The 16,631-nt window shown below is 31.9% G+C and carries 16 protein-coding genes, 1 pseudogene, 1 riboswitch and 1 other annotated feature; of the genes and pseudogenes, 7 read left to right on the forward strand and 10 right to left on the reverse strand.

Translation table 11 applies throughout. The annotated features are described in order from the left end of the window. Window positions 1-217: 217 nt before the first annotated feature. Window positions 218-1,507 (reverse strand): serine--tRNA ligase, encoded by a 1,290-nt coding sequence (gene serS, locus HMPREF2801_RS01355; RefSeq protein WP_070610222.1) that lies wholly within the window; start codon window positions 1,505-1,507, stop codon window positions 218-220. A 37-nt stretch (window positions 1,508-1,544) separates the two neighbouring features. Beyond that, window positions 1,545-1,707, reverse strand: a binding site (T-box leader). Between the two features lie 148 nt (window positions 1,708-1,855). On the opposite strand from serS, the gene HMPREF2801_RS09575 reads away from it, so the two are divergent. Beyond that, window positions 1,856-1,933 (forward strand): putative holin-like toxin, encoded by a 78-nt coding sequence (locus tag HMPREF2801_RS09575; RefSeq protein ID WP_147629743.1) that lies wholly within the window; start codon window positions 1,856-1,858, stop codon window positions 1,931-1,933. A 137-nt stretch (window positions 1,934-2,070) separates the two neighbouring features. Here HMPREF2801_RS09575 and HMPREF2801_RS09525 read toward each other — a convergent pair whose 3' ends face one another. Then, on the reverse strand, window positions 2,071-2,193 hold the full coding sequence (locus tag HMPREF2801_RS09525) for a hypothetical protein (protein WP_256387792.1): 123 nt from the start codon (window positions 2,191-2,193) through the stop codon (window positions 2,071-2,073). A 250-nt stretch (window positions 2,194-2,443) separates the two neighbouring features. On the opposite strand from HMPREF2801_RS09525, the gene HMPREF2801_RS01360 reads away from it, so the two are divergent. Continuing rightward, window positions 2,444-3,355, forward strand: a complete 912-nt coding sequence (locus tag HMPREF2801_RS01360) for an AAA family ATPase (RefSeq protein WP_070610223.1) — start codon at window positions 2,444-2,446, stop codon at window positions 3,353-3,355. Next, entirely contained in the window at window positions 3,345-5,060 is a 1,716-nt protein-coding gene (locus tag HMPREF2801_RS01365; protein ID WP_070610224.1) for a vWA domain-containing protein, read from the forward strand. Before HMPREF2801_RS01360 ends, HMPREF2801_RS01365 begins: the two co-directional genes overlap by 11 nt. Before the next feature lie 194 nt (window positions 5,061-5,254). Here HMPREF2801_RS01365 and HMPREF2801_RS01370 read toward each other — a convergent pair whose 3' ends face one another. From HMPREF2801_RS01370 to pyrB, 8 genes and pseudogenes are all read right to left on the reverse strand, one after another. After that, window positions 5,255-6,436 (reverse strand): pyridoxal phosphate-dependent aminotransferase, encoded by a 1,182-nt coding sequence (locus HMPREF2801_RS01370; protein WP_070610225.1) that lies wholly within the window; start codon window positions 6,434-6,436, stop codon window positions 5,255-5,257. An 11-nt stretch (window positions 6,437-6,447) separates the two neighbouring features. Then, entirely contained in the window at window positions 6,448-7,404 is a 957-nt protein-coding gene (locus HMPREF2801_RS01375; RefSeq protein WP_070610226.1) for a threonine ammonia-lyase, read from the reverse strand. A 119-nt stretch (window positions 7,405-7,523) separates the two neighbouring features. Continuing rightward, a complete protein-coding gene (locus HMPREF2801_RS01380; protein WP_070610227.1) occupies window positions 7,524-8,165 on the reverse strand; it encodes a hypothetical protein in 642 nt (213 codons plus the stop codon). 282 nt (window positions 8,166-8,447) lie between these two features. Next, complete coding sequence (locus HMPREF2801_RS01385; RefSeq protein WP_070610228.1) at window positions 8,448-9,572, reverse strand: hypothetical protein; 1,125 nt, start codon at window positions 9,570-9,572, stop codon at window positions 8,448-8,450. Window positions 9,573-9,792: 220 nt separating this feature from the next. After that, window positions 9,793-10,698: a dihydroorotate dehydrogenase gene (locus HMPREF2801_RS01390; protein ID WP_083303691.1), complete on the reverse strand. Its 906-nt coding sequence runs from the start codon at window positions 10,696-10,698 to the stop codon at window positions 9,793-9,795. After that, complete coding sequence (locus HMPREF2801_RS01395) at window positions 10,688-11,389, reverse strand: dihydroorotate dehydrogenase electron transfer subunit (RefSeq protein ID WP_070610229.1); 702 nt, start codon at window positions 11,387-11,389, stop codon at window positions 10,688-10,690. Before HMPREF2801_RS01395 ends, HMPREF2801_RS01390 begins: the two co-directional genes overlap by 11 nt. A 1-nt stretch (window position 11,390) precedes the next feature. After that, complete coding sequence (locus HMPREF2801_RS01400; RefSeq protein WP_070610230.1) at window positions 11,391-11,822, reverse strand: aspartate carbamoyltransferase regulatory subunit; 432 nt, start codon at window positions 11,820-11,822, stop codon at window positions 11,391-11,393. Next, window positions 11,819-12,731: pseudogene (gene pyrB / locus HMPREF2801_RS01405) on the reverse strand (aspartate carbamoyltransferase). Before pyrB ends, HMPREF2801_RS01400 begins: the two are co-directional and overlap by 4 nt. A gap of 111 nt (window positions 12,732-12,842) precedes the next feature. Between pyrB and HMPREF2801_RS01410 the strand changes: the two are divergent. The 4 genes from HMPREF2801_RS01410 to HMPREF2801_RS01425 all read left to right on the forward strand — a co-directional run bounded on the left by HMPREF2801_RS01410 (window position 12,843) and on the right by HMPREF2801_RS01425 (window position 16,581). Beyond that, window positions 12,843-13,379 (forward strand): guanylate kinase, encoded by a 537-nt coding sequence (locus HMPREF2801_RS01410; protein WP_070610231.1) that lies wholly within the window; start codon window positions 12,843-12,845, stop codon window positions 13,377-13,379. 50 nt (window positions 13,380-13,429) lie between these two features. Then, window positions 13,430-13,541, forward strand: a riboswitch (FMN riboswitch). A 47-nt stretch (window positions 13,542-13,588) separates the two neighbouring features. Beyond that, entirely contained in the window at window positions 13,589-14,704 is a 1,116-nt protein-coding gene (gene ribD / locus HMPREF2801_RS01415) for a bifunctional diaminohydroxyphosphoribosylaminopyrimidine deaminase/5-amino-6-(5-phosphoribosylamino)uracil reductase RibD (RefSeq protein WP_070610232.1), read from the forward strand. Continuing rightward, the gene (locus HMPREF2801_RS01420) at window positions 14,697-15,341 is read left to right on the forward strand and encodes a riboflavin synthase (RefSeq protein WP_210394444.1); all 645 of its coding nucleotides are present in this window, start codon (window positions 14,697-14,699) and stop codon (window positions 15,339-15,341) included. Before ribD ends, HMPREF2801_RS01420 begins: the two co-directional genes overlap by 8 nt. Before the next feature lie 34 nt (window positions 15,342-15,375). Next, on the forward strand, window positions 15,376-16,581 hold the full coding sequence (locus HMPREF2801_RS01425) for a bifunctional 3,4-dihydroxy-2-butanone-4-phosphate synthase/GTP cyclohydrolase II (RefSeq protein ID WP_070610233.1): 1,206 nt from the start codon (window positions 15,376-15,378) through the stop codon (window positions 16,579-16,581). Window positions 16,582-16,631 lie beyond the last annotated feature (50 nt).

Here is a 16,631-nt window from a genome sequence, read left to right on the forward strand (position 1 = left end):
GTGGTTTATTCATGCTAAAGCGTACAAAAAGAGACCGATTGTTACATCGGTCTCACAAACTTAATAATAAGCTTTCCAGCCGGGCTATGCCGTAATGACGACTGAAAATTTAAATGTTACTCCCCTAAGCCAATAAATTATATCAAATTATTTTGCCTAAAACAATCTATGTTTATTTTACCCAAATAAAATTAATTCAAGTCTTTTTTAGAAAATTTTATTTATTTTTTGGCACAATTTTTTCCATGCCGCCCATATACATTTGTAGTGGCTTTGGAATTTTTACGCTGCCATCTTCTTGAAGAAGGTTTTCTAAAAAGGCAATTAACATTCTTGGTGGTGCAACTACTGTGTTATTTAATGTGTGAGCTAGATATGTGCCGTCCTTGCCACGAAGTTTGATGTTAAGTCTTCTAGCTTGTGCATCGCCTAGGTTTGAACAAGATCCAACTTCGAAATATTTATTTTGTCTTGGAGAAAAGGCTTCAACATCAAGAGATTTTACCTTTAAATCTGCCAAGTCTCCAGAACAACATTCAAGAGTTCTTACAGGAATTTCTAGTGAACGGAAAAAGTCCACTGTGTTTTGCCACAATTTTACAAACCAATCCTTTGAATCTTCTGGCTTACAAATTACAACCATTTCTTGTTTTTCAAATTGGTGAATTCTGTAAACTCCTCTTTCTTCAATGCCGTGAGCTCCAACTTCTTTTCTAAAACATGGAGAATAAGAAGTAAGTGCAAGAGGCATTTCTTCTTCTGGAGTTATTGTGTTGATGTATTTACCAATCATTGAGTGTTCAGATGTACCAATTAGATAAAGGTCTTCTCCTTCAATTTTATACATCATATTTTCCATTTCAGCAAAACTCATTACACCAGTAACAACATCTGATCTAATCATAAATGGTGGAATGTGATATTCAAAACCACGGTCAATCATAAAATCTCTTGCATAAGATAAAATTGCAGAGTGAAGTCTTGCAATATCTCCCTTTAAATAATAAAAACCTGCACCAGATGTATTTCTTGCAGAATCTAAATCAATTCCGTTAAAAGTTTCCATGATGTCAACATGATAAGGAACTTCGTAATCTGGAATTACTGGTTCGCCAAATCTTTCGATTTCAACATTTTCGCTGTCGTCCTTTCCTATTGGCACTGATTCGTCAATCATTTGTGGAATAACTTGCATTCTCTTTTTAAGTTCTTCAGCAAGATCTCTTTCAGCTGCTTCTAGTTCTGTAATTTCTTCATTTATTTCAGCAACTCTTTTTTTAGCTTCTTCGGCTTTGTCCTTTTCGCCCTTTTGCATAAATCCACCAATTTCTTTTGAAGTTTGATTTTTTTCTGCACGAAGATTGTCGCCCTTAGTCTTTTTTTCCCTAAGTTCTTCGTCAATTTTTATAACTTCGTCAACTAGTGGAAGTTTGTCATCTTGGAATTTCTTTTTAATATTTTCCTTTACTGCTTCTGGGTTTTCTCTTACAAATTTAATGTCTAACATAAATCCTCCCTTAAATTAAAAAAAGCCCCTCAATCCCTAAAGGGACGAGAGACCCGCGTTGCCACCCTAATTAACCAAATGGTTCACTTAAAAATTCATAGACTATGAGGTGGATTCATTTTATTCGTTTACAGATTTGCACCAACCATCTGCTCTCTAAAAAACTTTCTAAAATTACTATTCTCAATTATTGTCTTTTTTAGTTTTTTTTATTATACCATAAGGAAAAATAAGTTCAAGCTTTTTGGCTAATAAAGTAAAGTCAATTGATTGATTTGTTTCAAAAGATTATAATATGTATGAGGACATACTAAGGTGGTTACCCTTCTATAAAGAGGGGGTGGTGCTATGAGTATATTTGAGACTCTGTCTTTAATGATTGCTTTTGGCACGCTTATAACCCTTATCATTAAAAAAGATAAGTAAGATATGAGAAAGCCACCTGTATCACTACTACAGATGGCTTAATTAAAATTTAGTCATTAAAGGGTGACCGCTTTTAACGGTGTCCTCTTTATCTATATTATACCATATCCTTTTTATTTTTAAAGCCTTCTAGGGTTTTATTTTTTTAAGTATTTTATAAGGGCAAGGATTAAAACTATTATAAGAATAAAAATTGCCAATCTAAATAGCACAGAGAATGTAAGAACTAAATACATAAAACCTGCAAATTCTTTATTCATAGACTTACCTCCTTAAGCAAAACTATTTTTTTAAGTATTTTATAAGGGCGAGGATTGCCAAAATTATAAGTACAAAAATTCCCACATAAACCCCAAAACCTAAAATTAAAGCAATAAGTGATTTAGATGTAAAAGCCATAGCTATCTCCCTTCCTTCTTTATTACATTATAACAGTAACATCTTCCTTTTACAAAATTTATTGTCCACACATAATCCACCTTTTTGTTATAATACATTTGAGGTGATGAAATGAGAGAGTTTTTACTTTCACAAGGCGTTTCAAAAGATCTACTTAAGGGAGTAGATGAATTTATAGAAAAACACGACTTAAATGAAGACTATGAATATAGAATTCCAAAAATAAAATATAAATATTATGGCAAAAAAACTTGGGAGAAGGCAATTGCTGCAATTTTATCTGGCGACAACATCCTTCTATCTGGACCAAAAGCGACGGGAAAAAATGTCTTGGCAGAAAATCTTGCTTATCTTTTTAAGAGACCACTTTGGACAGTTTCTCTTAACATTGCATCAGACCCATCAAGCTTAATTGGGTCTGACACCTTTAAAAACAACGAAGTAACCCTAAAAAAAGGTCCAGTTTATGAAGCAGCAGAACAAGGCGGCTTTGCAGTTTTTGACGAGATAAATATGGCAAAAAACGAAGCCCTTTCTGTTGTCCACTCAACTCTTGATTACAGAAGAGTCCTAGATATTTCTGGCTATGATAGATTAAATCTTCATGACGCAACGAGATTTATCGCCACAATGAACTACGGCTACATTGGCACTCGTGACTTAAACGAGGCCCTTGTCTCAAGATTTTTGGTAATCGACATGCCAACAATTGCAGAAAGTGACTTGGCAAAATTGTTTAAAGAAAACACAAATTTAAAGGACAGCGCCATAAAAATTTTCACAAAATTATTTTTAGACTTGCAAGAAAAATCTCTAAATTCAGAAATTTCTTCTAAGGCAATTGACCTTCGTGGACTCCTTTCTAGCATCGAACTTATGAATAGAGGCCTTGGCATAAGAGATTCCCTTGAACTTGGTATAGTTGATAAGACTTTTGACTCCTATGAAAGAGAAATTGTCACAGATGTAATTGACACTCTCTTTTTAAAGGACATAAAGAGAGCTGATTTATTTGAAGGATGAAAATAGACTAAAAAATATTTTTTGGACTCTTTCAGATTTTTATGATTTTGATATTTTTAATTTTTCCCTTAAACCAATTGATGCCTACGAGGCTTCCATACTTGGCTACGCTTCAAGGTACTTTGATTTTTATACAATAGATGATTTTCTTAAGCTTTATGTAAATAATTTAAACAACAAAAAAGACTTATGGGAAATTTCAAAACTCATTATGGAAAATATTTTTTCTCAGGAAATGATTTTGGAAAGACCTGGCACCCTTGATTTTAAAAAATCCCATGACGAGGAAATCTTAAAAAATCTAAATAGGCGAAAAATTATTTTGACAATGGAGCTTAAAATTGGCTACATTAGAAAAGAAAGAGGCAAATATCCAAAAATTCAAAGAGTTTTGGAAGAGATGTTAGATGAAATTTATAATTTTAAGGATAAGGACACCTTTATGTATTTGGATTTCTTAAAATATCTCTTCAAAAAATATTTTCATATTAATAAAAATCTTCCCAAGGACCTTGATGAAAATTATGAGGAATTTAAAAAGGAAAAAAAGTCAAATTCCTCTTCCAAGAAAAGTGCCCCCTACAAGAGAAAAAAATTGCTTGATAATACTTTTCTCGAGAGGTACAACATTGAATCTGCGGAATTTACTTTTTTCAACGACGATTATAGAGACATCAATGTAAAAGAAGATTCTTTTAAAAATAATTTTGGCGACCAAAATATTTATGAGGCCCTAGAAAAACACTATGGCAAAGAAAAAGTAAAGAGATATGTTTCTGATAAAATTGCTGGAGAAATTTCCACAGGCATCCACAAAGACATTAAATTATATTTTCCAAGCGGCGAATTTGAAAATAAAAATTCCTATTTTGCTGAAGAAGAAAAAAATAATTATGAGGATAATTTAAAATTTTATGAAGACAATAAAATTCAAAATCAGCGTGCCATTCGTGAACTTGCAGGCATCATAAAAAATTCCCTCTTAAAGGAATCAGAAGACGAAATTGTAAAATCAAATTCAGGAAAAATTATCCCATCAGAAATTTGGAAATCAAAGGAATTAAATGAGGACAGAGTTTTTAGAAAAATAAATAGAAAGGACTCTAGCGAAATTTTTGTAGATATACTTCTTGACTCTTCTGCATCCCAAAATGAGAGAAAAGAAATTGTAGCAACAGAATCCTACATCATAGCAGAGGCCCTCACAAGTCTAAATATAAAAACTAGGATTTTTTCTTACAACAATTTTTATAATTATCTAGTCCTAAAAAAATATAGGGACTACAAGGACCCATCTTCAAAAAACAAGGACATCTTCAAATATTCCCCAAGTGGATCCAATAGAGATGGTCTTGCCATAAAATTTATGCGCCACTTGATTTCAAAAAATTATGATGCAAGAAGATTTTTAATAGTTTTAACTGATGGACTTCCCTTTGACGAAATTGACATTGGTATAGTTGGTGCATCAAAAATTCCAGGAGAAAATTACAAGGACGATGAGGCTGTAATGGACACATCAAAGGAAGTGCTCCTGACGAGACTTAAAGGCATCAACAGTTTTGGAGTTTTCACTGGAGAAGAATCAGAAAGCTTAAATATAAAAAGAATTTATGACAGCGACTATGCCTATATAACAGACATCTCAAGATTTCACAAAGTCGTTGGTATATTTTTAAAAACTTATGCAAATAAAATAGAGTAGGTTATTTTTTAACCTACTCATTTTTTAATGCTTTTTCTATATTAAATCCTGCTTTTACTAAAACTACTGAATAAATTATTCTTATAATCAAATCTCCACTCTTTTCAGTCCGTGAAAGTAAAATTGATGCCCCAGCAAAAATAAGAACATTTAAAAGTATTATAAAAAATTTTTTCATTTAAATTCTAAAAATACTATTTATTCATAAAATGCTTGCAGGCTTTTTCCATTCTATTTAAGCCTTCAACAATATCTTCATAAGAAGATGCGTAGGATAATCTAATAAAGCCTTCCCCTGCACTACCAAAAACTGTGCCCGGTACTACTGCAACACATTCTTCATCGAGAAGATATTGACAAAATTCTTCTGAAGAAACTCCAACGCCCTTAATATTTATAAAAGCGTAAAAAGCTCCATCAGGAGAGTTTAAGCTAAGTCCATCAATAGAATTAACTTTTTCTAAAATATAATCACGTCTTCTCTTATATTCTTCAACCATTTTCTTAACATCATCTTCTGCTTCTTTAAGTGCAGTAATACCTGCGTGTTGAACAAAGGAAGTTGCACAAGATGTGTTATGTTGGTGAATTGTATTTAAAACTTTAATAAATTCTTCTGGAGCTGCAATGTAAGCAAGACGAAAACCTGTCATAGAAAAAGTTTTTGAGAAGCCATTTATAGTAATAGTTCTTTCTTTCATTCCATCAATAGATGCTATAGAATAATGTTCCTTATTTCCATAAATAATTTGCTCATAAATCTCATCAGAAATTACAAGTATATCTTTTTTCTTTGCAAATTCAGCAAGTTTTTCTGTAGTTTCCTTTGTAAGCATTGATCCTATTGGGTTTGATGGCGTAATAATTACAATAGCTTTAGTTTTTTCAGTTACAAGTTTTTCTAATTCAGCAAAATCAATTTGAAAATCATTTTCTTGGGCTAAGCTATATCTTACAGGAACTGCATTCATAATATGAGCCGCATTTACATAATTTGGCCAACATGGATTTGGAAGTAAAATTTCGTCGCCTTCTTCTAAAATTAAGGAATAAGTATCATAAATTGCTTCACTTGCTCCTGCTGTTATTAAAATTTCCTTTGCAGAATAATCTAAATTATTTTCTTTTCTTAATTTCTCAGCAACAGCTTCTCTTAATTCCATTATTCCAAAATTTGAAGTGTAAAAAACATCACCCTTTTCAATGCTTTTTATAGTGGCATCTTTAATTACCTTTGGAGTATCAAAATCAGGTCTACCAACTTCGAAGTGATAAATTCTCTTGCCTTCTCTTTCCATTTGAAGAGTTTTTTCATTAATTTTTCTTATACCTGACGGTGCTACTTTACTAAATTTACTACAAATAAAATTCCTCATAGCTTCCTCCCTTATGAATTTATTATATTTTCAATTGTACTTCCATCTATATTGCCAGCAGTGATAATTAGAACCAATTTATCTCTATTATCATATTTTATTTTTCCTTCTAAAATTGCTCCAAGACCAATAGCAGCAGATGGCTCAACAATTATTTTCTCTTTATTATACAACAAATCTAAAGCTTTTTTAATAAATTTATCTTGGCAAGTTACAAGATCGTCAACTAAATCTCTTATTACTTCAAAAGCATTGGCACTTGGAGTAATTGACATCAAGCCATCAGCAATTGTTTCGCCCTTTTTAATATTAGTAGGTCTTCCCTCTTTTAAAGATTTTGTATATCTTTGAAAATTTTCTGGTTCAACTCCAATAACTTTAGACCATCTAGTTACACCCTTAGTGTAGAGGGCAATGCCAGAAATAAGTCCGCCACCACCAACAGGAACAATTAATTTTATATGATCCATTTTATTTAAAATTTCAACAGCAAGAGTACCTTGACCTTCAGAAACATCTAAATCATCTGATGGATGAATAAAAGTCATGCCTTCCTTCTCAGCAATTTCTCTTGCCAGATCAAATCTTTTTTCTACAGTTGAAACAATAACTTCAGCACCAAGATCTCTTATCATCTGTCTCTTTAAATCAGTAGAAGTTTCTGACACAACGACTTTTGCAGGTATGCCAAGCATTTTTGCACAAGTCGCCACAGCCTTTCCATGATTTCCAGAAGAAGCAGTAACAAGACCTCTTTTTAATTCTTCATCAGAAAGTTTTCTAATTTTATTTATTACGCCTCTGATTTTAAAAGAATTAGTCCTTTGTATATTTTCTAACTTAGCATAGACTGATGTGCCTAAAAGTTCAGAAATATAATCTAACCTAATAAGAGGAGTGTCATAAACATAATCCCTAATTCTCTCTCTCGCCTTTATTGTATCCTTATATCCATTTCTATAATCCATTACTTCTCCTTTAAAAAATTACAAAATAAAAACTATTTATTAAGATTATAATATGCTAAAGTGTATTTGTAAAATGTATTTAACTCTTATTATAAATAATTTCTCTTAAAAAAATTTTTTTACTTCACAATAATCCTATAAATATTTTCGAGAAAAATTGGAGCAGAATTTTCCGGCTCAATATTTTTAATTTTTCCGCCAAAATAAACTTCAACATTCTTCCCTTCAAGGCCCTTTGTAGTGACATTACCATCTTCAGAATTATCTAAATTTTCAATTGATAGAGAAATTGGCTTTGTCATTATTTCTTTAAAATAAAATCTATCATCAATTTGAGTTGCTTCAACCATAAGAGAATCACTTTCTGCTTTTATTACCTTGCCTGTAAAATGAGCAACCCACTCAGGAATTTCTCTGCTTTCATCTTTTAGGTCAAGGTCCCTAAATAAAATCCACCTATTGTCAATTTGAACATTTATATAGCCCTTCTCCCAAATTTGGTAGCCATAACCCTTGCCAAAATTAGATTCATCATCCTTACTAGGCATCTTTCTCCCATCAACAGTAGTTTTTATTTGACCATCTGCAGTGCCGCATGTGACCATGGCATTTTCATAGCCTGTGTCCACATAGATTGTGCCCTTAACTTTAACCATGGGTGGATAATTGCTTTCAGCTTTATTTTCACTTGAAGCTGTCTTATTGCAAGCAGCAAATAAAAACATTAGGCACGCCATTAAAATTAAAAAATATTTTTTCATAGTTTCCCCCTTTTTTATGAAGTTTTTAAAAACTTGCGAATAAATTTTTACGAATAAAAATATCAAGAAAAATATTTAGTAAATTATCCCATTAATAAAATTTTTCCTGCAAATTATTATATCTATAAAGATATTATATAATATTTTTCAAATTGCAAGGCAAATAAAAATCGGCACAAAGATTACTTCATGCCGAAAAATTATAAGATAATTAATCTACAGCAAAAAATCTCGACAGCAGCCGAGATTTTTCTTTTCTTATTTATTTATTAATTTTAAATCTTATTTGCTCTTTAATCTTTCAATTTCCTTATTTAAAGAATCGATCTTATTTGACATCTTTACAATTTGATTATTTAAATCTTTTACATCTTCCTTACTTGAAGGTTCCACAAAATTCATATAATCCATATTTAATTTAAATAGTTCTTCTCTGAGAGACTTAGTTTCCTCTTCAGCCTTCTTATAAACTTCCTTAAATTTATCAAGGTCAAATAATTTCTTGTATTGTTCCTTAGTCTTTTCTTGGAAGAAATCATAAACTTCTTGAGGATCCTTTTTCTTAGCAAGTTCTTCCAAATCATTTCTATATTTTTCAAAAGTAAATTCAGAAATTTTTGCAATTTCAGCATATATTTCCTTGTAGTAATTAATATAAACTTCAAAATACCTCATAGATTTTTCAATAAAAGTTCTTTGAAATCCTAAAACCTTGGAAGTGCTGGCAAAATATTCATTACCACCAAATAATTTCTCGTATTCTTCTAAGTTGCTTAGCATTTGTTGTGAAAATTTTTCCATATTTTTGAAATAATCCATCTTACCAAAGAAATTATCTGTCATAAAAGGCATATTTCCAAAGTTAGGAATCATGAAGTTAAAATTACCAAAAAACTTTTGATTGAAATCTAAAATTTCTTTTGCCCTATCCCTAACTTGTTCTGGCATAAAAATATTCATATAATTTTCTTGATATTTCTTGTAAGAATTAAAAAGATTTTTTGCAGCTAAACTATAATCTTCCACAAACTTACCATTGGCACTTAGCATTGGAAAATAATTCTTAAAATTATTCATAAAATCGCTATAAACTTTATTTGGCTCTCTTAAATTATCAGCAAAAAATTTTTGAAAGTTCATAAAATTTTCAAAATAAGGATTAACTTCAAAAAGTCCCTTCATTTTTTCACTATAATCAGCTTGGAAAGGATTAAACTTGTTCATAGTATCCATATAATTTTTTGGCATTTCATAAATATTTTCTACCATCTTTTCATTTATTCTTGCCATTTCTCTAAAATAATCTTCCAAACTTAATTTTTCTTTATCATCATTTTCATTTCCCTGATTAAAAGATTTTAACAAATTCATTTGGGCATCGTATATATCCTTGTAAAGATTGAACATAGGACTACCTCCTTTATTTTATTAATACTTACCACGAAAAAGAACTTTCTAAACCCTAGAAAGTTCTAATATTTCATATTTAATTTTTTTCTTAATTATTAATAATATTATATAGATAACTGATTTTAAACAAAATCTTTTTAAAATCAAAAAATATTTTTTAGCTTATAACAATAGTTCCATTTTTATAATTATTTATTTTCTACAATTACACAGGTATTTATACCAATTTCTTTATATAATCCCTTATATTTTTATTTTTTTCTTCTAAATATTTTTCAAGGTCAGAGATAATTTCTGCTCCTGCCTTGGGATTCATAAAATTATAAGTTCCAATTTCAACAGCAGTAGCTCCCGCCATTAAAAATTCAAGGACATCTTTATAAGATGTGATGCCGCCCATGCCTATTATTGGAATGTCAACTGCTCTTGCCACTTGATGAAGTATCCTTAGTGCAATTGGTTTTACTGCTGGTCCTGATAGTCCTGCGTAGGTGTTATTAAAGACAATTTCTTCTCTATTAAGGTCAATTGCCATGCCAAGAATTGTATTTATCAGTGAAAGACCTGTTGCACCTTCTGCTTCAACTGCCTTTGCTATTCCCACAATGTCCCCTGCATTGGGAGATAGTTTTACAAAAACTTTTTTATTAGTAACTTTCATGACCTCACGAACAACTTTTGCTGCAGAATCCTTATCCATGCCAAAAGCCATGCCACCTTCTTTTACATTAGGGCAAGAAATATTTAATTCAATGGCTGCAAATTCATAGTCATTTAAAATTTTTGTAGATTCAACATATTCTTCTATTGTGTTGCCACCAAGATTTACAAAAATTTCTGTTCCAAGTTCTTGCATTGAAGAAATTTTTTCTTTTACAAATTCTTCAACACCTGGATTTTCAAGTCCAATGGAATTTAATATTCCTGATGGTGTCTCCCAAATTCTTATGCCTTCATTTCCCTTTTTTGGGTGTCTAGTTATTCCCTTGGAAGATATTCCTCCTAGAATTTTTGGATCGTAGAAATTTTTAAATTCTTCTCCGTAGCCATAAGTTCCACTAGCCATAATTATTGGATTTTTTAATTTTATTCCTGCTAAATCTATTTCACTTCTAGAAGTCAATTAAATCACTCCCCTTAAATATTGGTCCTTCCTTGCAAGATCTCTTTCTGCCATTTTTTGTCTCACAAGAACATGATAGGCAAGCTCCAAGACCACAACCCATTCTCTTTTCTAGAGATACATAAGTTTTTATCTTATGAGATTTTGCAAGTTCTACAACTTTTTTCATCATAATTTCTGGTCCACAGGCATAAATTAATTCATGTTTTCCAAAATCAATTACGTCTGTTATAAAGCCACCCTTTTTTATTTTTATGTCGCAAGACACATCTTTAAAGGCATTTTCAAGTTCAAGTTCTTCTCTTTCTCCAATGTATAAGGTGATTTTTGACTCAGGTTTTAATTTTTGAATTTCCTTAATTAAATAGTGGAAGGGTGCCACACCAACTCCACCACCAACTAGGGCAACTTCATCAACATTTGCATAAAATGTATTTCCAAAGGGACCATATAATTTTATGTCGTCGCCTGCTTCTAATTTTTCAAGTATTTCTGTTCCTATTCCTCTTTTTTCTACTAAGAAGTCAGCCCCCTCTGTTACATCATAAACTGAAATTGGTCTTGAAAGTGTGGGATAATCTTCCCAAGCTCTTAGCATAAAAAATTGTCCAGGATAAATTTTTCCCTTAAAATCCGTTCTCAGTATAAAATAATCTTTACATACATGAATATTTTCTAAAATCTTTGCCATTTTATTCTCCATAAGTTGTAAGAGTGTCGCAATATTCACACTTGTATTCCTTTTTTTCTCTGTCATAGAGGTAAAATTTGTGACCTGCAATTTCTCTTTCACTATTTGTTATACATCTTGGGTTTTTGCACTTTAAAACTCCTTCTACCACTTCAGGAAGTTCCATGCGAATTTTTTTAACTCTCTCGCCATCTTCTATAAAATTAACTGTAGTGTGTGGTGCAATAAGTCCCAAAACTGTAAAGTCTAAATTATAATCCGTTTCTATTTTTATTATATCTTTTTTGCCCAAGGAAGTTGAAAAAATATTTTGCATAAGAACAACTGCATCAGTAACTTTTTCTAGCTCCAAGGCCCTATAAAGTACATGAGCACGGCCTGCTTCTATGTGATCTAGTACAATTCCCTTTTTAATTTTTGAAACATTTATCATTTGTTAGCCTCCAAAAGTTTCATAATAAGTGCCATTCTGCCATACATGCCAAATTTTGTCTGTTCAAAATAAACTGCACGATGATCCTTATCTACTTCAGTTGCAATTTCATTTACTCTAGGAAGAGGATGAAGGATATACATGTCATCTTTTGCATATTTTAATTTTTCTTCTGTAAGTATATAGTAGTCCTTTAATCTTTCATACTCGTCAGATGATACAAATCTCTCTTTTTGTACCCTTGACATATAAAGTATGTCTAAGTCGCCTATGGCACTCATGAGATCTCTTGTTTCTTTATAATTTTCTTTGTCTATAAAGTTTTTAAAGGGCTCTGGCATTTTTAATTCATCTGGAGAAATAAATACAAATTTTACATTTTCATAGCGGTTTAAGGCTCTCACAAGAGAGTGAATAGTTCTTCCAAATTTTAAATCTCCGCAAAGTCCAATAGTTAAATTGTCAAAGGATTTTTTGTAGTGCCTTATTGTAATTAAATCGGCAAGAGTTTGCGTTGGATGAAAGTGTCCACCATCGCCTGCATTTATTATTGGCATTTTAGTAACTGTCTTTGATGCAAGAAGTGCTGCCCCTTCTTTGGGATGACGCATGGCACAAATATCTGCATAGTTTTCTATTACTCTAATTGTATCTAAAAGAGTTTCTCCCTTTGTTGAAGAGCTAACTCCTGCATCAGAAAAACCAATTACCCTTCCTCCAAGTCTTAACATAGCTGTTTCAAAGGATAATCTCGTTCTCGTTGATGGCTCAAAAAAAAAGACTAGCCAATAACTTATTGTCGCAAACATGAGAGTAATCATTTGGATTTGCGATAATGTCATCAACTAGTCTAAAAATTTCTTCGTATTCTTCTCTTGTAAAATCTAAGGGCTCTATTAAATGTTTCATCTTGACCTCCATCTAATATTTTATCCTTTTTATATTACTTCAAAAATTTTAATTTGTAAAGTGAATTGATAAATGTGTTATACTTGTAATAATAAATTTAAAGGAGATAATATGATTTACTTAATACTTGGACATTCAGGCTCTGGCAAAAGCACCCTTAGAGATGAGCTTGCTAAAAAAGGTTTAAATAAAATAATAACTTACACAACAAGACCTCCTCGCCCCAAGGAAGTTGACGGTCTTGATTATAACTTTATAAATATTAAAGATTTTAAGAAAATGGAAGAAAAAAATTTATTTATTGGCTCAACTTGTTATGCAGGAAATTATTATTCAACTTTAAAAAAAGATTTGGAGGAAAATAATAATGGCAATTCTGACTGCGTCATTATAGTTGATAAAGAAGGAGTCCTTGCCATAAAAAAAGAATTTAAAAATTCCCTATGTATTTATTTAAAATGCTCTAAGGAAATTTTAAAAAAGAGAATGATAAAAAGAGCTGAAGATGAAAGCGTCATAGAAAAAAGACTTTCTGTTTTAGAAAATTTAGACTCTTACGCAGATTATATAATAGATAGCGACAGAGAAATGGACTGTGTTTTAAGTGACGTCCTAAAAATTATTAAAAGTCACAAGACGGGAAAATGATTTTTCTTGACATTTTATAATCTAGTGTTATCATAAACTTATAAGTTAATATTACTCTTCAGGGCGAGGTGCAATTCCTCACCGGCGGTAAAGTCCGCGAGCGCAAGCTGAATTGGTGAAATTCCAATACCGACAGTAAAGTCTGGATGAAAGAAGATAAATTTTAAATTTTTGAGCCCTGCCTGGGCTCTTTTTTTATAGGTGATTTAATGTATATAGAAAATTTTAACGACAGCTTTTACATGGAGCGTGCTATTGAACTTGCAAAAAAAGGCATTGGTCATACAAAAACTAATCCCCTTGTTGGCTGCGTAATTGTAAAAGATGAAGAAATAATTGGCGAAGGCGCCCATTTAAAATTTGGAGAAAATCACGCTGAGGTAAATGCAATTGAAGATGCAAAAAGTCGTGGCGAAGACCTAAATGGTGCAACTCTTTATGTAAACCTAGAGCCATGTTCTCACTTTGGCAAAACTCCACCTTGCGCCAATCGAATTGTAAAAGAAGGAATAAAAAGAGTTGTTATTGGAACAAGTGACCCCTTCCCTAAAGTTTCTGGTGGCGGCATAAAAATTTTGGAAGATGCTGGAATTTCTATAACAGAAGGTGTCTGCCAAGAAGAATGTTTAAACTTAAACGAAAGCTTTTTTACTTATGTAAAAAATAATAGACCCTTTGTTGTCTTAAAATCTGGCATGTCCCTTGATGGAAAAATTGCAACAGAAAGTGGCGAGTCCAAGTGGATAACATCAGAATTTTCTAGGGCTTACTCTCACGAACTTCGTGGAAGGCTTGACGCAATTATGGTTGGTATTGGAACAGTTCTTGCTGATAACCCAACATTAAATGTTCGTCATGGCAAATATAGGGTCAATCCCATAAGAATTGTAACAGATTCAAAACTTAGGATTCCTCTTGATGCAAAACTTCTTTCAGAGGATTTAGAAAGCCTTGCAATTATCGCAACTACAAAAAATTGCGACAGGAAAAAGCTTGAAAAGCTAAAAGAAATGAAAAATGTTGAAGTTTTAATTTGCCATGAAAAAAATAATAAAGTTGATTTATTAGATTTAATGGAAAAATTAAAGGACTACAATATATCTTCCATCTTACTTGAAGGAGGAAGAACTCTTAATGCAGAAATGCTAAAAAATAATTTAGTAGATAAATTTTATATTTTCATGGCTCCAATTTTACTTGGTTCAAAGGGCATACCTGCCATTGGCGATTTAGAAATTGATGCACTAAAGGATGCCATAAAAATAAAGGACATGAAGTGCGAAAAATTATTTGATGACATACTTGTTACTGGAAGGTGTGATTGAAATTTTTACGGGAATAATAGAAGAAGTTGGAAGACTGGCTGACATAAAAAAAGAAAAGGACCTCTACACTCTTAAAGTAATTTGCAAAAAAGTTTTGGAAGGGACAAAAAAGGGCGACTCCATTGCAACAAATGGCGTATGTTTAACTGTTACAGAGCTAGGCGATGACTATTACAAAGCTGAAGTCATGGTTGAAACAATAAATTCAACTAACTTTAAAAATTTAAGCAGAGGTCAAGCCTTAAACTTAGAGTGTGCTCTTAGTCCTACAAAAAAACTTGACGGGCACATAGTTCAAGGTCATGTTGATGGAGTTGGCGAAATCATAAATATTTTAAAAAGAGGTCACGAAATTGTCTACAGAATAAAATTTGACTCAGATAATTTTAAATATATTGCCGAGAAGGGCTCTATCGCCCTTGACGGCATCAGCCTTACTGTATCAAAAGTTGCTGAAAATTATTTTGAAGTCTCAATTATTCCAACTACAATAGCTGATACAAATCTTAAAAGTAAAAAGGTTGGAGAAAAAATAAATATTGAGACAGATATTATTGGTCGCTATGTCTACAATTTTGTAAATGCAAAAAAAGATAGCAATATAACAAAAAACTTTTTATTAGAAAATGGATTTTAAATAAATTTTAAATAGAAATTCGAGAGGAGAAGACATGAAAGTAAATACAATAGAAGAAGTTGTTGAAGCCTTAAAAAAAAGCGAAATTATAATAGTAACAGATGAACCTGATAGAGAAAATGAAGGCGATATGATCCAAGCTGCAGAATTTGCCACTGGCGAAAGTTTAAATACAATGGCATCTCTTGCCAAGGGACTTATTTGTATGCCAATGTCAAGGTCCTACGCAGAAAAACTTGATTTAAATCAAATGGTTGCCGACAACACTGACAATCACGAAACTGCTTTTACAGTTTCTGTTGACCATGTTGACACAACTACAGGAATTTCTGCTTGGGAAAGAGCCTTAACTGCAAATAAACTTGCAGAAGATGATGCAAAACCAGAAGACTTTAGAAGGCCTGGTCATATGTTCCCTCTTGTTGCAAAAAAAGATGGAATTTTTGTAAGACGAGGACACACTGAAGCAACAGTTGATTTATTAAAAATTGCTGGACTTAAAGAAGTTGGACTTTGCTGCGAAATTATGCAAGATGACGGTCACATGATGCGTGGCGAAGATTTATTTAAGCTTGCAAAAAAATTAGACATGAAAATAACTACAACTGAAGAACTTCTAATTTATAGAAAGAGACATGAAAAAATTGTAGAAAAAGTTGCAGAGGCAAAACTCCCAACAAAGTTTGGCGACTTTAGAGCTCATGCTTACATTGACAAAGTTACTGGCGAACACCACATTGCTCTTGTTAAAGGAGAAATTGGAGACGGCATGGATGTCCTTACAAGAGTTCACTCTGAATGTCTAACTGGCGACTGCTTTGGCTCATCAAGATGCGACTGTGGCAATCAACTTCACCTTGCCATGAAAAAAATTGATGAGGAAGGCAGAGGAATTTTGCTTTACATGCGTCAAGAAGGTCGTGGAATTGGTCTTGTAAATAAAATTCGCGCCTATGCCCTACAAGACCAGGGCATGGATACAGTTGAAGCAAATTTAGCTCTAGGTTTTCCAGAAGATGCCAGAGATTATTCAACTGGTGCACAAATTTTACAAGATTTAGGAGTAAAAGAATTAAGACTTCTAACAAATAACCCTGATAAAGTTTATTCTTTACAAGAATTTGGCATGATAATAAAAGAAAGAGTGCCAATTGAAATTCACTCAACTAAACACGACGAATTTTATTTGAGGACAAAGGCAGAAAAGATGAATCACATCTTATCTGAATTTAGTAAATAATTTTAAAATATTTAAAGGAAATAATAAAAAATAATTAAAAAATAAATGGA

The organism is Peptoniphilus sp. HMSC062D09 (genome assembly GCF_001811425.1).
In the GTDB taxonomy this organism is placed as follows: Bacteria; Bacillota; Clostridia; order Tissierellales; family Peptoniphilaceae; genus Peptoniphilus_A.

Coding starts and splice junctions, on each gene's coding strand:
- ribD (WP_070610232.1), top strand. CDS start 13,589: ATGTATATAGAAAATTTTAACGACAGCTTTTACATGGAGCGTGCTATT.
- HMPREF2801_RS01360 (WP_070610223.1), top strand. CDS start 2,444: ATGAGAGAGTTTTTACTTTCACAAGGCGTTTCAAAAGATCTACTTAAG.
- HMPREF2801_RS01395 (WP_070610229.1), bottom strand. CDS start 11,389: ATGGCAAAGATTTTAGAAAATATTCATGTATGTAAAGATTATTTTATA.
- HMPREF2801_RS01400 (WP_070610230.1), bottom strand. CDS start 11,822: ATGATAAATGTTTCAAAAATTAAAAAGGGAATTGTACTAGATCACATA.
- HMPREF2801_RS09525 (WP_256387792.1), bottom strand. CDS start 2,193: ATGAATAAAGAATTTGCAGGTTTTATGTATTTAGTTCTTACATTCTCT.
- HMPREF2801_RS01410 (WP_070610231.1), top strand. CDS start 12,843: ATGATTTACTTAATACTTGGACATTCAGGCTCTGGCAAAAGCACCCTT.
- HMPREF2801_RS01425 (WP_070610233.1), top strand. CDS start 15,376: ATGAAAGTAAATACAATAGAAGAAGTTGTTGAAGCCTTAAAAAAAAGC.
- HMPREF2801_RS01380 (WP_070610227.1), bottom strand. CDS start 8,165: ATGAAAAAATATTTTTTAATTTTAATGGCGTGCCTAATGTTTTTATTT.
- HMPREF2801_RS01385 (WP_070610228.1), bottom strand. CDS start 9,572: ATGTTCAATCTTTACAAGGATATATACGATGCCCAAATGAATTTGTTA.
- serS (WP_070610222.1), bottom strand. CDS start 1,507: ATGTTAGACATTAAATTTGTAAGAGAAAACCCAGAAGCAGTAAAGGAA.
- HMPREF2801_RS09575 (WP_147629743.1), top strand. CDS start 1,856: ATGAGTATATTTGAGACTCTGTCTTTAATGATTGCTTTTGGCACGCTT.
- HMPREF2801_RS01370 (WP_070610225.1), bottom strand. CDS start 6,436: ATGAGGAATTTTATTTGTAGTAAATTTAGTAAAGTAGCACCGTCAGGT.
- HMPREF2801_RS01375 (WP_070610226.1), bottom strand. CDS start 7,404: ATGGATTATAGAAATGGATATAAGGATACAATAAAGGCGAGAGAGAGA.